Here is a 13,940-nt window from a genome sequence, read left to right as displayed (position 1 = left end):
GCCAAGTTAATTCTCGGAACAGGTAGTCTCTTGAGAGGGCGTACACATCCAGCACGCAGCGGGGAGTACCGATGAAGGCCACCGAAGCGGCCGCTCAGGCCGAGCGGGACGACCCCGGCTGTTCGGCGGAGAGGCTGCCCTCCGCGGCGCGCGGCGGACCGGTCAGCCACGCCATCTCCCGGGTGGCCCGCCTGCATCGCATCGCCGCCGGCAAGCTGCTGCGCGGGGTCGGGCTCTACCCGGGGCAGGAGTTCCTGATGATGCACCTGTGGGACCAGGGTGCGGTGCGCCAGTCGGACCTGATCAAGGTGGTCGACCTCGATCCGTCGACGGTCACGAAGATGCTCCAGCGTCTGGAGCAGGCGGGGCATGTGATCCGCCGCCCGGACCCGAAGGACCGGCGCGCGGTGCTCGTCGAGGCGACCGACAAGAGCTGCGGGCTGCTCGACGAGGTCGGGCGTGCCTGGAGCGGCCTTGAGGAGTACACCCTGGCCGGGCTGAGCGCGGTCGAGCGGGCGCAGCTCCTCGGCCTCCTGGCCCGGGTCGAGGCGAACCTGTGCACGGAGACGGCGGACTGCCCGGCTGCCGCCAAGGACTGACTACGGCGACGGCCGGGGACTGCGGGACTACGGCAACCGCCGGGCACTGCGGGACTACGGCAACCGCTGAGGACCGCGTGCAACCGCCGAGGACCGACTACAGCCAGGCCAGCGACGCCGCCCGGTCCAGTACGTTGCGTACGGCGTCCTCGTCGCCCGCCGCGCCCCTCGGCACCTCGTCGGGCGTGTACCGGCCGCCCACGAGCAGGCAGAAGTCCACGGCGTCCAGGACGAGTTCGCCCTGCACCGGCTCGTCCTCGGAGCCGAGCACCCACTGGGTGTCGTCGCCCTCGCCGCTCACCGCGAACAGCACCGGCGGGGCCGTGGGCCCCAGTGCCATGCCGAGGACGCGGACGGCGAGCCGGACCAGCTGCCACAGATGGGCCGGGGGCGGCGGTGGCACGGCGAGGCCGAGCGCGCGGCCGATGTCGTCCGTGTGGATCCACGCCTCGAAGGCGCGCACGACGAAGTGGTCGGCGACCGGCAGCCGTACGCCCATCAACGTCGTGGCGCGCGCGGCGCGTTCGGGGTCCCGGGCCTCGGGCGTGGCCAGCAGCGCGGCGGCCTGCGCGGACCATGCGGCCACCGTCTCCTCGGGTGTGCGCGTCCGCTCGTGCGCGATCACGTCGGCGGTCCGGGTGTTCCACGCCTCCTCCCAGGGCGTGTCCTCCGTGATCCGCGAGGGCGGCACCCGGGCCTCCAGACCGAGGCGCACGGCCAGTTGCTCATCGGCGGCGATCAGATGGCCGAGGGTGTCGTGGACGTCCCAGTCGTGCACGACTGGGGTGCCCCACGGCGCGTGGCCGTCCAGCTCCCGCAGCAGTGCCTTCAGGCCGGCGACGGCCGCGGCGTACGGGGCCGCGTGCGCGGCGACGCGCGGTACGGCGGGCCGGGCCCGCAGGGCGACGGCGAGCACACCGTCCGCCCCGGCGAAACCGTTGCTCGAGGCCGTCTCCGGCGCCCCGTCGCCCGAGGTCGCCCCCGGTGGCACGTCCAGCAGCCGTACCGTCTCACGGAGCCGCTCCGCCTCCGCCGCGCAGCTCTCGCACTCGGCCAGATGCAGCGGCACCGCCTTCTCGTCCGCGGGCTGCAGCGCGCCGAAGGCCCAGGCGGCCAGCAGCTCGGGCACACCGTCGTGGTCGTCGGTCACCGGACGCCTCCTTCCCCTGTCGCCATCATGCGCCCCTTTCCCACGCAGGGTCCGGTGGGTCGGCCAACGATTCCGCCAGCTTGCGCAGCGCGGACCGTAAGCGGGTCTTGGCGGTGCCCTCCGGGATGCCGAGCTCGACGGCGGCCTGCCGGTAGGTGCGGCCCGCGAAGTACGCGAGGTGGACGACCTCCCGCTGGGGCTGCGGGAGCTCGGCCAGCGCGGAGTGCAGCAGGAGCGAGCGTTCGCGGTCGACGACCGTCTCGTCGGGGCCGGGCCCCGCGTCGGGGATGGCATGCAGCGCGGAGTCGTCCGCGCGGGCGTCCTTGCGGTGCCTGGCCTCGCTGCGCACCCAGTCCACGGCCCGCCGGTGGGCGAGCATGGACAGCCAGGTACGCAGCGAACCCCGGCCCGCGTCGAACGCGTACGGCCTGCTCCACAGCTGGGCGAAGACCTCCTGCGCCACGTCCTCGGCGGCCACCTGGCTGCGCGTGACCCGCACGGCGACCCGCCGGACGAGCCCGCCGTACGCCGCGTACGCCTCGGCCAGCGCGGACTCGTCGCCGTACACCAGCCGCCGATGCAACTCCGCATCCGCGGGCGGCCGCTCGGACTTGTGGAGAGTTGGCTCCACCGGCACCACCACCTCGTGGTGCCCTTCCTAGCGCTCTCCGGGGCCCCCGCGCCAGTGGGTCGGCCGGACTCGCGGCCATCCGGCGCCGGAAAGGACCCGATGGCCGACCGGGAGGACCGTTGGGTCAGCCGGACAGGGCGTCCAGCAGCCGGTCCACATCCGCGGGTGTGTTGTAGAGGTGGAAGGCGGCCCTCAAGTTGCCCGCGCGGTCGGAGACCTCGATCCCGGCGCGGCTCAGCTCCGCCTGGCGGTGGCCGAGTCCGGGCACCGACACGATGGCGGAGCCGGGCGCGGGCACCGGGGCCGCGCCGATCGAGTCGAGTCCCGCGCGGAAACGGTCGGCGAGCGCCAGGTCATGGGCTTGTACGGCCGCGACGCCGAGTTGCTCGACCAGTTCGAGGGAGTGCCGGGCGCCCGCGTACGAGAAGAGGCTGGGGCTCTCGTCGAACCGCCGCGCCGAGTGGGCGAGCTCCTCGACCGGGCCGTAACAGGCGTCCCACGGGTGCTCTCCCGCCACCCAGCCCGCGAACACCGGGGTGAGTCCGCCGAGGTCATCCGGAACGACCAGGAAGGCCACGCCCCGCGGGCAGACGAGCCACTTGAAGCCGACGGACACGACATAGTCGTACGCGTCCGCATCCAGCGGCAGCCAGCCGGCGGCCTGGGACGCGTCGATGTACGTACGCGCCCCGTGCGTGGCCGCGGCCTCGCGGATCGCGGGCAGGTCGGCGATCCGGCCGTCGGCGGACTGCGCGGCGCTGACCGCGACGAGCGCCGTGCCGGGGCGCACCGACTCGGCGATGCGCTCCAGCGGGACCGTGCGCACCTTGAGATCCGTACGGACGTGGAAGGGCGTCACGAGGGAGCTGAACTCGCCCTCGGCGGTGAGGACTTCGGCGCCCTCGGGCAGCGAGGAGGCGATCAGTCCGGTGTAGACGGCGACCGAGGCCCCGGCCGCGACACGGCGGTCCGGGACCCCGGTGAGACGCGCGAAGGAGGCGCGGGCCGCCTCCACGTCGGCGAACATGTCCTGCGACTGGCCGGCCGCCACGGACTCGACGCCGGCCCGCATGGCGTCCACCGCGCGGGCCGGGAGCAGCCCGGTGCTCGCGGTGTTCAGATAAGTGTTCTTCGGGGCGAACTCGGCGCGGACGAGGCTCTCGAAGGTCTCCATGAGACCACTCTGCGACTCCGGGAACTCCCCGTCCATTGCCGACTTTTACGTGGTTCCGCTAAGGAACGCTTATAGATTCGCCCTGACCTGCGCCTTTCGGCGTCCGTCAGTGCTGCGGCACCGCGCATCCGTCCGGGCCGCAGGCGTCGGCGTCGTTCTCCTGGATCAGCTTGAGGGGCGAGTGGTTGCTCCACGCCTGCTCCAGGGCCTGCGCGAAGACCTCGGCGGGCTGGGCGCCGGAGACGCCGTACTTGCGGTCCAGGACGAAGAACGGCACGCCGTTCGCGCCCAGCTCGCGCGCCTCGCGCTCGTCGGCGCGCACCTCGTCCGCGTACGCGGCGGGGTCGGCGAGCACCTTGCGGGCCTCGTCCGCGTCGAGCCCGGCGGCGACGGCCAGCTCCACGAGCCGCTCGTCGTCGCCGAAGAGGGACCGCTCCTCGGCGAAGTTCGCCTTGTAGAGCAGTTGGATCAGCTCGTCCTGCCTGCCCTGCTCCTTGGCGAGGTGCAGCAGGCGGTGCATGTCGAAGGTGTTGCCGTGGTCGCGGTCCCGGGTGCGGTACTCCAGGCCCTCGGCGGCGGCCTGTGTGCCCAGGTTCTCCTCGCCGGCCTGCGCCTGCGCCTCGCTCATGCCGTACTTCTTGGTGAGCATCGTGATGACCGGCTGGATGTCGCCCTTGGCGCGGCCCGGGTCGAGCTCGAAGGAGCGGTGCACCACCTCGATGTCGTCGCGGTGCGGGAAGGCGTCGAGCGCCTTCTCGAAGCGGGCCTTGCCCACGTAGCACCAGGGGCAGGCGATGTCGCTCCAGATCTCGACGCGCATGTCTTCGGCTCTCTCCGGCTCGTACGGACACGGAGGCACCCTCCGCTGGGTACGTGAACGTTCAATCGCCTCGGTTCATTCCCGGATCACGCCCACGGATCTCTACTCCACGCCGGATTCCCCGCCGACCGCGTACCGCAGGAAGAGGTGGTGATCACTCTCGGCCGGCGGGCTCGCCGGGTCCGGGAGCCAGCCCTGGCGGGCGTAGAAGGCCCGGGCGCGTTCGTTGTCCACGTGCACCTCGAGCGTCGCGACCCGCTTGCCGTCGGCCTGCCACTGCTCCACACAGGCGGTGTGCAGCGCGGCACCGAGGCCCGTACGCCAGTGGCCGGGATCGACATGGAACTGGAACAGCTTCACCGTGTCGGTGGGAGCGCCCTCCACGGTGCGGAACGAGGCGATGGCCACGATCCGGCCCTCATGGACGGCGCACAGCACATGACTGTCCGGCCGCCCGATGGCGTCGCGCCATCGGGCGGACCAGTCGGTCCCGTCCTGCGGCACCCCGTCCGGGTAGTACGTCGCCCGCGCCCGGGCGTGCAGCTCGGCGACGGCCTCCGCCTCGGCGTGCAGCGCGGTCCTGATCACGCGCCGTCCTGTCACACGGTCTCTGATCATGCCGGTCATGCCGCGGAGGACGCGTCCACGTCCGCCGCGGTTCCGAGCCGGCCGAACTGCGCCCGGCCGGGGTACAGACACAGGCTCTCAGCTTGTTCTTTATCTACCAAGTTCTTCCAGGCTTGCCGATGGCCTTGAGGGTCTCGGGGCGTTTGACGGTCTTGCCGACGTCGTAGCGGGGTGCCCGGTGTTTGTTCTTGGCGCCGGGTGGCCGTCCGGGGCCGGCTCCTCGGGGTTTGGGAACACGGGTCGGGCAGGCGAGGTGAGCGCGGATGTTCCTGAACCCCCGGCGGACCCGGGCCGGGGTGAGCCGGTCGGAGGTCGTGGGTTTCGAGGACCATAACCACACCGGCGGAGCGTCCCGTTCCTTCGACAGGTGTTCCACCTTCAGCCGTATCAACGTGCCCTCGACCAAGGGCAGTTCGCCGTCGTGGTCGAGCCATGAGGAGCGGTGGGTGAGCCGTGGGTGGACACGGTCTCATGCCTGGGTTTCGGCCTTGCCGTAGTTGGTGGTGTCGGTGACCGTGGTGATCGCGGGCTCGGGCCAGGTCTCCGGTTTGGTGAAGCGGAACTCCGGGCTGTGCTTGGGGGCCGGCCGTTGACGCCGTGCATCCTCGGTGGTTTCGGCAGACGCATGACGCGGTCGGACCGGACCCGGCCGACCAGCTCGACGGGCAGGTCACGCAGGACCCAGGCCAGGCGGGTGACGTCGTAGCCGGCGTCGCTGACGATCACGATAGGTGGGTCCCCGGTCTGCCACTGACCCGCGGTGATGAGCCGCTCGACGACACCCCGCAGCTGGGTGGCGGTGACGGCGGTCGCGTCGTCCACCGGTCCCAGCCGCACCACGTCCAGGATCGCGGTCCAGGAAGTAGCGCCCGGCTCCAGCACGGCGACGAAAGAGTAGGGCCAGCCCGGAATGAACTGCGACGCCGTCTTCGCACGGCCATAGACGTGGCAGAACAGCCGATCGGCCGAGCACGGCGCGTCCGACCGCAACCACGGTGACACATCGACCACCAGGACCAGGCGTCCGCCGTCGAAGCGGGGCAGCGACAGCCCGGCCAGCACCGTCCGCAGCCGGTCGACGTCGATCCGGCCGTGGTTCAGGCCGCCGTACATCGCTCCGTGCCCACGACGATGCTCGGGCACCAGCGTCAAGTCCACCGAGGACTTCACCGCCCCGTCCGCGCACAGCACCGTGTCCACCAGCTCGAACAACTCATCGCGGCGAGCGGTCAGACACTCATGGAACTCGCCCCGGAAGCGTGACGCTTCCGCGAACGCTTCCCTCCGGACAGCATCAGGCAGCAGACTCACCCTCACGGCCTTCGTCTTGGTCAAGTGCTGTCCCGTCTCACGGGACCTTGCTTCCGTCTCACCTGACCTTGCCTACTTTGCGCTTCAAGGGCACCGTCATGTGAGACAGCAATCCGTTCGTGGCGAAGGGGAACGGTTGCCGCTCAAATTGACCAGCGCCGGTTCTGATCAGGCCCCTCACGTCCGTTGCCCTCTGACGAAGGCGTGAGTCCGGGTGTATGTGGTGAAGCCCATGGACTCATAGAGCCGCTTGGGGGCGGGATAGGCGGTGTCGCCTCGCGAGTGGACGATGGCGCGGTGGCCACCGGCACGGGCGAAGGCATGCAGCACCGCGGTGCAGACGGCGCTGCTGTAGCGGGAGTTCGTTAACAGTTGATTGGCAAATCCGCGCTTGTGTCAGCAATGGATCTCGTGACCTGCGCATTCGCCGGTCGCGGCGGCTGGACAACAGGCTCCGCTGAGATTGCGCAGCGGGTGGGCGCATCCGGGATTCGGTGCGCACGACACGCTTCGTGCAGCGAGCTGGATCACGGGAGCGTGATGAGGGCGATGCTTTCTGCCTGCGCGACGGCCAGCCGGGTGCCGTCGGGGTGGAGGGCGGCCACGGGAGAGGGGACGTGGCTGACGCCGAAGCATGTGGTCTTGACGGGTACGCCGACCTCGGGCCATTCCGCAACGAGGCGCCCGGTGGCCGTGTCGAGCAGTCGCGGGTGGCCGAGGAGAGAGATCACCTGATCGCCGCGGGGCAGGAGCAGGACACCCGGCTCGGCATCGGCGATCGGGGTGCGGTGTAGCCACCGTCCCTCGGACATCGACCACACACCGAGGTGGCGTGGCGGAAGAGCGGGTTCTTCTTTGTTGCCCCACGATTCCGTCCCCGTCCCCGTCGTCGCCAGCACCAGCCGATCGACGTCGAGCCAGCAGCCCGCTGTCACTTCGCCGTTCATGACCGCCGGTCCCGGCAGCAGACCCTCGCCGTCCAGAGTGGCGGGGTCGGTCAGCGCGAGTGCCGTGTCGTAGACCATGGCGGTCCCGAAGGGATGCCACAACCATCCGACCGCGAGCAGGTACCGGCCGTCCGGGCTCAGACTGAGCCTGGAGTGGAAGACGTCCTGCGGATCACGCCTGCCGGCGGTCAGCCGCTCGCCGCTCGCCGCGTCCTCGATCTGGAGCACGTTGTACTCGTCGGGGCAGTGCACGACGACCTCGCGCCCGTCACCCAATGAGCCCAGGGCGAGCGGGTAGTCGTAGTTATCCGCCTGGTAGTCGCTGCGGTCCAGCTCTCGCACGACCCGTTCGCGTTCGAGCAACACCCCCTCGGTGCCGCGTTCCTGGTACAGGGCGGAGTACGGCGCTGAGACCGAGGTGATCCCGGCGTCGAACGGAAAGCTCCACGCGAAGGCCGCTTTCCGCTCCACCCCGTCGCGGCCCCAGCGCCGACCGCATCCGGAGACCAGTTTGTCGCCTTGCCATACCAGCGACTTCGGCGCGGCCTTTACCGGTATCGACTCCACGGTCATTGATGACCACCCCATTCTGAGAACCCTGGACTAGAGATCTTTAACTGCTGACGTTACGGCGGTTGGAGGTCGAGACCGGTCTTGGAGATGAGACCTTCGATGAGGCGGGGGCGGTACTGCATCCGTTTCAGCCGCGTCTTCACCAATGCGGTGAGCTGGCCGAGGCTGTGTTTTGTGAGGTTGGCCAGTGACCTCTCCAGGTGCGACCACACACCCTCGACGGGGTTGAGCTCGGGAGCGTACGGAGGCAGTTGGTAGACGGTCAGCCGTAATCGGGCGGCGATCAGCTCGTGCATGGTGCGGCTGACATGCGTGTTCAGGTTGTCCCACACCAGGACGACGGGGCCGCCGAGCTGCTGGTGTGCGGCATCCATCAGGCGGGCGCAGTCGGTCTCGGTGAAGCCCTTGCGCCGTCCCTTGGCGGGGCCGCGGTCCAGGTGGATGCGGTAGATCAGCCGTGGACGACGGCCGGCCTTGATGCAGATCAGCGCCGCCATCGAGACACGTTTCGTGCCCGCGGCGGTGACCTTCACGACCGGGGTGTGGCCTCGCCACGCCCCCATGCGGCCTGCCGTCACCCGGCTGCGCGGTCCTCGCTCCTCGTCAGAACCCATCTTTGAACCGGCCCTCCGGGCCCTCCGAAGCAGTGCCACTCCGCCGACCTGATCGGCTGCAGCGTCATGGGTTTTCTCGTTACTCCACCGCGCGGCCGATGAGTTTGTGGCTCCCGGCCGGTCCAAGCTCATGACACCTAGGAAAGGACACCGCCATGTCAGAGCTTCTCGTCGACTTCATCACCTCCCTCGACGGCCACGCATCGGGAGAGGGATGGCCCGGGTTCTGGGGCCTCGAGGGCCCGGAGTACCTCGCATGGCTCGGCAAGCAGCCCGAGGCCACCTACCTGATGGGAGCGAACACCTACCGCCTGATGTCGGGCTTCGCCGCAGGCGACGTCCCCAAGGGCCAAGACGAGTTCAGGCCCGAAGAAGAGGCGTCCGTCGACGAGCTCACGCAAGCCTCCAAGGTGGTGTTCTCCTCCTCACTCAAGGAACCCCTGACGTGGGCCAACTCCACGCTCGTCCGCGACGACGCCGTCGAGACGGTCCGCGCCATGAAATCGAGTGGCTCGGGGCTCCTCAGCACGATCGGCAGCCTCAGCCTGTGCCGGTCCCTGCTCCGAGCAGGACTCGTCGACCGCTTCCGGGTCGTCATGTTCCCGGTGATCACCGGGGCCACGGGCGAAGAACGCATCTACGACGGCTATCCGGACGTTGCCCTCGAAATGATCGAGCACCGCACCTTCGACGGCCGCATCCAGCTGGTCGAGTACAAGCCCCGCGTGCTCGAGCACCCGCCACTCGGCGTCCCTGCGTGACGTTGCCCCACCGTCGTGCTCCAGCCAGGCCGAGCGGTGGGTCAGCCGCGGGTGGACCCGGTCCCACGCCTGAGCTTCGGCCTTGCCGTAGTTGGCGGTGTCGGTGGCCGTGGTGATCGCCGGTTCGGGCCAGGTCTCGGGTTTGTTGAAGCGGAACTCCGGCCCGTGCTCGGGGGATGTCCGCCCTGGGGTTGTAGACGCGGGGCGGCTTCGGCAGCCGCATCACCCGGTCGCCGCGGATCCGGCCGACCAGCTCGGCCGGGAGATCGCGCAATACCCAGGCCAGACGGGTGACGTCATAACCGGCGTCCATGACGATCGTGATGTCCCGGTCCCCAGGCGCCCACTGGCCGGCCGCGATAGGCCGCTCCACCGCAGCACGGAGCTGGGCGGCGGTGACCGCGGTCGCATCGTCCTCGGGTCCGAGCCGGACCACGTCCAAAATCCCGGTCCACGAGGTGGCGCCGGGCTCCAGGACGGCGACGAAGGAGTACGGCCAGCCCGGGATGAACTGGGAGGCGGACTTCGCCCGGCCGTAGACATGGCAGAACAACCTGTCCGCCGAGCACGGCGCGTCCGAGCGCAGCCACGGTGACACGTCGACCGCGAGCACCAGGCGGTCACCGTCGAAACGTGGCAGCGACAGCCCGGCCAGCACCGTCCGCAGCCGATCGATGTCGATCCGGCCGCGGTTGAGGGCTCCGTACAAAGCGCCGTGACCACGCCGGTGCTCGGGCACCAGCGTCAACTCCACCGGCGAGGTGACCGGCCCGTCAACACACAGCAGCGCGTCGGTGAGCTCGAACAACTCATCCCGCCGAGCGGTCAGACACTCGTAGAACTCGCCCCGGAAGCGTGACGCTTCTGCGAACGCTTCCCGCCGGACAGCATCGGGCAGCAGACTCACCCTCACGGCCTTCGTCGTGGTCACGTGCACCTTGGTCGGAGCACATGATCAGACGAAGGCCGCCCCCGCGTCCGGCGAATCCCCTTGCGAGCGAATCCGTTCGAGACGCCATTCGAGACCGTGGCACCATGTACCGCATGACGACGAACCGAAAGGTCCATGCCGCGTAGACGGCCAGGACAGATCCGTGCCGGCGCCTCCGGCAGCCACCGGACAACAGGTGCAAGGCCAGTCATCGACGGCCTGTCTTCGCATGCACTGTCCGAGATCATCCGTCTCGAGCACACGCGCAACTATCTGCAGCCAGGCGACGTCAGCGCGGCTGTGGGCCTGTGGAAGGACTACGTCCACCAGCCCGAGCGTGATCTGTGGCACGACTACGAGTGGGACAACGTGCACTGGTACTGCTGCGGCAACCCTCTCGAAGCCCGAGCCCTCCTCGACACCGTGATGCAGGTTATGTCGCCACGAAGCGCCCGCGAACTTCGAAAGATCGTCAGTCGGTCTGACGCCGTCTGGAACCTTCCGTCCCCGCCCTACGACGCGGGCGGAAGATGAAGAACAAGCTCAGCCCTTGACGGCCGAGCTGGCGACGCCCTGCACGAACCACCGCTGGAAGAAGAGGAAGACGATCAGCACGGGCAGCACCAGGAGCACGCCGAAGGCGAGGATCTGACCCCAGTCCGGGGGCAGTTGTTCCTGGAAGACGCTCATCTCCAGCGGTAGCGGGCGTACCGACGGGTCGGAGACCATCAGGACCGGCCACAGGAACGAGCCCCACTGCATAAGGAAGGTCAGGATCGCCACGGAGGCGAAGGCCGGCTTCGACATCGGGACGATGATCGCGAAGAAGGTGCGCCAGGGGCCCGCGCCGTCGATACGGGCGGCTTCCTCGATGCTCGGCGGGATCGTGCGGAAGAAGGTGGCGAACTGGTAGACGGAGAAGGCGTTGGCGATGAACGGGAGCGCCAGGATGGGGAGCGTGTTGCGCTGGTCGTTGAACATGTAGAAGAGCGGGACCGCCACCGATTCGAACGGGATCAGCATCAGCAGCAGGACGAGGGTGAAGACGGCGTTCTGCCCGCGCCACTTCAGCCGTGACAGCCCGTACGCGGCCATGGAGTTGACGATGAGACCGCCTGTCACGACCACGAAGGCCAGCAGCAGCGAGATGCCCATGAAGCGCCAGAAGTAGCCGGTGCTGTCGGAGTTGAGGCTGTCGAGGACGGCTGTGTAGTTGTCGAACGACAGGTTGGTGGGCAGGAAGCCGGACAGACCGTTCAGGACTTCGTCGGACGGCTTGAGGCTGCCGATGAACAGGTAGATGACCGGCAGCGCGAAGATGAACGCCAGCACGGACAGGACGGCGTAGTCGAGGACGCGGCGCAGGGGCGTGCGGGTGAGGCCCGGGTTCATGCTCATGGATGCTCAGTCCTCGTTGTCGGGCCGGACGACGCGGCGCTGGATGAGGGTCAGGACGAGGACGATCAGGAAGAAGACGACGGTGATCGCGGACGCCTGGCCGATGTTGTTCTGGTCGAAGGCGGTGGTGACCGCCTGGTACATCACGGTGCGCGCGGCGTCCTCGTTGAGGCCACCGCCCTGGACCAGGACGTAGATCTGGTCGAAGACCCGGAAGGCGAACACCGAGGTGAGCAGGGCGACGAAGACGAGGGTGCCGCGGATGCCGGGCAGGGTGACGTGGCGGAACTGCTGCCAGCGGGAGGCACGGTCGAGCTCGGCGGCCTCGTAGAGCTCGCTCGGGATGCTCTGGAGTCCGGCGAGCAGGATGACCATCTGGAAGCCGACGCCCTGCCAGATGGAGAGGATGATGATCGAGATCATCGCGGTGGCGGAGTCGCCGAGCCAGTCGAAGGCGCCCCAGTTGCCGAAAGTCACCGCGTCCAGCGCGGAGTTGAGCATGCCCTGGTCGCTGCGGGCGAGGATGAGCCGCCAGATCACGGCGACCAGCGCCATCGGGAAGACGACCGGCATGAAGAACAGTGACCGGAACAGGCCGATCGCCTTGAGCTTGCGGTTGAGCAGGATCGCCAGGCCGAGCGCCAGACCGGTCTGCGCGGGCACGACGACCACGGCGAAGGTCAGGTTGTTGAGCAGGGCCCGCAGGAACGGGCCGGACAGATCGGGGTCGGTGAACAGCCGCCGGTAGTGCTCGATTCCGAACCAGGTCGGTTCCAGCGGGGAGCCGAGGCGGACGTTGTAGAAGGAGAGGACGACGGCGTAGCCGAACGGGATACCGACGAAGGCGATGAGCCCGACTACGGAGGGGGCGGACATGAGCAGTCCGTGCAACCAGTCGCGGTTCTTGCGCACAGAGCGCGCCGGACGCGCGGGTTCGACGGAGGTCACGGGTGGGGCCTGCTCCCGGGAATGGGGCGCGGCGTGCGCGGGTTCGACGGATTTCACGGGGGGTCCTGTTCCCGGCGGGGCGGGCGCGACGTGCGCGGCCCGCCCCGGCCGATGAGTCCTACGGGATCTCGTAGCCGGCGTTGTCGGAGAAGTCCTGGTCGATGGCCTTGGCGGCCTTGGACAGGGCGTCCTTCGGGTCGGTGCCGCCGTAGATCGAGTTGAGGGCCTCGGCGAACTTGGCGGTGACGGTGGGGTATCCGGCGGTCAGCGGCCGGGTCACGGCGACGCAGGACTTGGAGATGTCGGTGTCGCCGCAGGGCTTGGCAAGCTGGTCGGCGAACAGCTGCAGCGGGCCGCCCTGCTTGTAGAGCTCGCTCGCGGCGAGCGCGGACTTGGTCGCCGGCGGGGCGCCGTTGGCCGTCGTCATCGCGCCGACGTTCTCGTCGTTCAGGAGGGTGTCCAGGAACGTGCCGGCGGCCTTGGCGTTCTTGGAGTCGGCGCCGATGCCCCAGGCCCAGGAGCCCTGGCCGGTCTTGGGCCCGTTGCCGAAGTCGGGCAGCGGCAGGACGACGAGGTCGTCACCGAGCGCTTCGCTGTACGTGGGGTACATCCAGTGGCCGACCCAGCTGAGCGCCGCGCGGCCCTTGGCGAAGGCGTTGCCGTCGGTGTTGGGGTCGACGTCGGACTTCCAGGACTGGAGGGTCTTCAGGGCCGACACCGTTTCCGGCGAGTCGAGGGCGCCCTCCGCCTTGCCGTCCTTGAGGAGCGAACCGCCGGCCGACCAGACGATCGGGGAGAAGCCGTAGGTGCCCCACTCGGTGGCGAGCCCGCTGTTCTCCTGAACGTCGAGGACCTTGCCGTCGGAGTCCTTGCCCTTCAGCGCCTTGAGCGCGGCGGTGAACTCGTCCGCCGTCCAGGCGTCGTCCACGCTCGTCGGGTACTTCACGCCGGCCGCGTCCAGCAGCTTCTTGTTGCCGTAGATGCCCAGGCCCGAGTCGTACTGGCCCAGACCGTAGTGCTTGCCGTCGATCTCGCCCTGCGCCTTGACGGCGTCGGTGGCGTTGCTCAGGGTCTTGGCGGAGACGTAGTCGTCGATCGGGGCGAGCTTCTGGTTGAAGACGAAGTTCGCCATGGTCGGACCGTCGAACTCCATCACGTCCGGCAGCTTGGAGGCGTCCGTCGTCGTGATGGTCTTGGTGTAGTCGTTGCCGGGGATCAGCTTCAGCTCGACCTTGATGTCCTTCTGCGAGGAGTTGAAGGACTTCACCGCGTTCTGGATGGCGGTGTCCTCGCTCTTCTGGCCCTGGTGGGCCCAGACGCTGATGGTGCCCTTGCCGCTGCCCGCCTCTGCGGAGGTATCGGTGCCGCCACCCCCGCCACAGGCGGCCAGCGCCGCCAGGGGCAGGACGAGAGCCAGGCCCGTGCTGGTTGTGCGGCGGACTTTTCTGCTGGTCGA

The 13,940-nt window shown here is 69.1% G+C and carries 12 protein-coding genes and 3 pseudogenes; 3 read left to right on the top strand and 12 right to left on the bottom strand.

From position 1 onward, the window contains the following. The first annotated feature begins 71 nt into the window (after positions 1 to 71). Positions 72 to 599: a MarR family winged helix-turn-helix transcriptional regulator gene (locus tag GAS53_RS24290; protein WP_151479817.1), complete on the top strand. Its 528-nt coding sequence runs from the start codon at positions 72 to 74 to the stop codon at positions 597 to 599. Positions 600 to 696: 97 nt separating this feature from the next. Here the strand turns inward: GAS53_RS24290 and GAS53_RS24285 are convergent, their stop codons facing one another. The 8 genes and pseudogenes from GAS53_RS24285 to GAS53_RS24245 form a co-directional block, all read right to left on the bottom strand. Continuing rightward, positions 697 to 1,749: a maleylpyruvate isomerase family mycothiol-dependent enzyme gene (locus GAS53_RS24285; protein WP_151479816.1), complete on the bottom strand. Its 1,053-nt coding sequence runs from the start codon at positions 1,747 to 1,749 to the stop codon at positions 697 to 699. Between the two features lie 25 nt (positions 1,750 to 1,774). After that, positions 1,775 to 2,392: an RNA polymerase sigma factor gene (locus GAS53_RS24280; protein ID WP_151479815.1), complete on the bottom strand. Its 618-nt coding sequence runs from the start codon at positions 2,390 to 2,392 to the stop codon at positions 1,775 to 1,777. Positions 2,393 to 2,504: 112 nt separating this feature from the next. Next, positions 2,505 to 3,554: an aminotransferase class V-fold PLP-dependent enzyme gene (locus GAS53_RS24275; RefSeq protein WP_151479814.1), complete on the bottom strand. Its 1,050-nt coding sequence runs from the start codon at positions 3,552 to 3,554 to the stop codon at positions 2,505 to 2,507. 106 nt (positions 3,555 to 3,660) lie between these two features. Next, the gene (locus GAS53_RS24270) at positions 3,661 to 4,374 is read right to left on the bottom strand and encodes a DsbA family oxidoreductase (RefSeq protein ID WP_151479813.1); all 714 of its coding nucleotides are present in this window, start codon (positions 4,372 to 4,374) and stop codon (positions 3,661 to 3,663) included. A gap of 102 nt (positions 4,375 to 4,476) precedes the next feature. After that, positions 4,477 to 4,992 (bottom strand): GNAT family N-acetyltransferase, encoded by a 516-nt coding sequence (locus GAS53_RS24265; protein ID WP_151479812.1) that lies wholly within the window; start codon positions 4,990 to 4,992, stop codon positions 4,477 to 4,479. 103 nt (positions 4,993 to 5,095) lie between these two features. Then, positions 5,096 to 6,312: pseudogene (locus tag GAS53_RS24260) on the bottom strand (transposase). 527 nt (positions 6,313 to 6,839) lie between these two features. Then, positions 6,840 to 7,832: a WD40 repeat domain-containing protein gene (locus GAS53_RS24250; protein ID WP_151479811.1), complete on the bottom strand. Its 993-nt coding sequence runs from the start codon at positions 7,830 to 7,832 to the stop codon at positions 6,840 to 6,842. A 53-nt stretch (positions 7,833 to 7,885) separates the two neighbouring features. After that, positions 7,886 to 8,473: pseudogene (locus GAS53_RS24245) on the bottom strand (transposase); the annotation flags it as partial. A 128-nt stretch (positions 8,474 to 8,601) separates the two neighbouring features. On the opposite strand from GAS53_RS24245, the gene GAS53_RS24240 reads away from it, so the two are divergent. Further along, positions 8,602 to 9,207, top strand: a complete 606-nt coding sequence (locus GAS53_RS24240) for a dihydrofolate reductase family protein (protein ID WP_151479810.1) — start codon at positions 8,602 to 8,604, stop codon at positions 9,205 to 9,207. A 9-nt stretch (positions 9,208 to 9,216) separates the two neighbouring features. Here GAS53_RS24240 and GAS53_RS58020 read toward each other — a convergent pair. Then, positions 9,217 to 10,108: pseudogene (locus GAS53_RS58020) on the bottom strand (transposase); the annotation flags it as partial. Positions 10,109 to 10,273: 165 nt separating this feature from the next. Here GAS53_RS58020 and GAS53_RS24230 point away from each other — a divergent pair. Next, positions 10,274 to 10,672 carry a hypothetical protein gene (locus tag GAS53_RS24230; RefSeq protein WP_225859054.1) on the top strand — a complete coding sequence of 133 codons (399 nt, stop codon included), beginning with the start codon at positions 10,274 to 10,276 and terminating at the stop codon, positions 10,670 to 10,672. A gap of 9 nt (positions 10,673 to 10,681) precedes the next feature. Here GAS53_RS24230 and GAS53_RS24225 read toward each other — a convergent pair whose 3' ends face one another. The 3 genes from GAS53_RS24225 to GAS53_RS24215 form a co-directional block, all read right to left on the bottom strand. After that, on the bottom strand, positions 10,682 to 11,536 hold the full coding sequence (locus GAS53_RS24225) for a carbohydrate ABC transporter permease (protein ID WP_151479808.1): 855 nt from the start codon (positions 11,534 to 11,536) through the stop codon (positions 10,682 to 10,684). Between the two features lie 6 nt (positions 11,537 to 11,542). Continuing rightward, on the bottom strand, positions 11,543 to 12,541 hold the full coding sequence (locus GAS53_RS24220; RefSeq protein WP_151479807.1) for a carbohydrate ABC transporter permease: 999 nt from the start codon (positions 12,539 to 12,541) through the stop codon (positions 11,543 to 11,545). 61 nt (positions 12,542 to 12,602) lie between these two features. Continuing rightward, the coding region (locus GAS53_RS24215) for an ABC transporter substrate-binding protein (protein WP_225859053.1) at positions 12,603 to 13,940 on the bottom strand (1,338 nt) is incomplete at its 5' end.

This window comes from Streptomyces albicerus, assembly GCF_008905045.1.
Taxonomy (GTDB): Bacteria; Actinomycetota; Actinomycetes; order Streptomycetales; family Streptomycetaceae; genus Streptomyces; species Streptomyces albicerus.
This window is presented reverse-complemented; position numbering and strand designations above follow the sequence as displayed.

Coding starts and splice junctions, on each gene's coding strand:
- GAS53_RS24290 (WP_151479817.1), top strand. CDS start 72: ATGAAGGCCACCGAAGCGGCCGCTCAGGCCGAGCGGGACGACCCCGGC.
- GAS53_RS24275 (WP_151479814.1), bottom strand. CDS start 3,554: ATGGAGACCTTCGAGAGCCTCGTCCGCGCCGAGTTCGCCCCGAAGAAC.
- GAS53_RS24270 (WP_151479813.1), bottom strand. CDS start 4,374: ATGCGCGTCGAGATCTGGAGCGACATCGCCTGCCCCTGGTGCTACGTG.
- GAS53_RS24265 (WP_151479812.1), bottom strand. CDS start 4,992: ATGATCAGAGACCGTGTGACAGGACGGCGCGTGATCAGGACCGCGCTG.
- GAS53_RS24250 (WP_151479811.1), bottom strand. CDS start 7,832: ATGACCGTGGAGTCGATACCGGTAAAGGCCGCGCCGAAGTCGCTGGTA.
- GAS53_RS24240 (WP_151479810.1), top strand. CDS start 8,602: ATGTCAGAGCTTCTCGTCGACTTCATCACCTCCCTCGACGGCCACGCA.
- GAS53_RS24230 (WP_225859054.1), top strand. CDS start 10,274: ATGCCGCGTAGACGGCCAGGACAGATCCGTGCCGGCGCCTCCGGCAGC.
- GAS53_RS24225 (WP_151479808.1), bottom strand. CDS start 11,536: ATGAGCATGAACCCGGGCCTCACCCGCACGCCCCTGCGCCGCGTCCTC.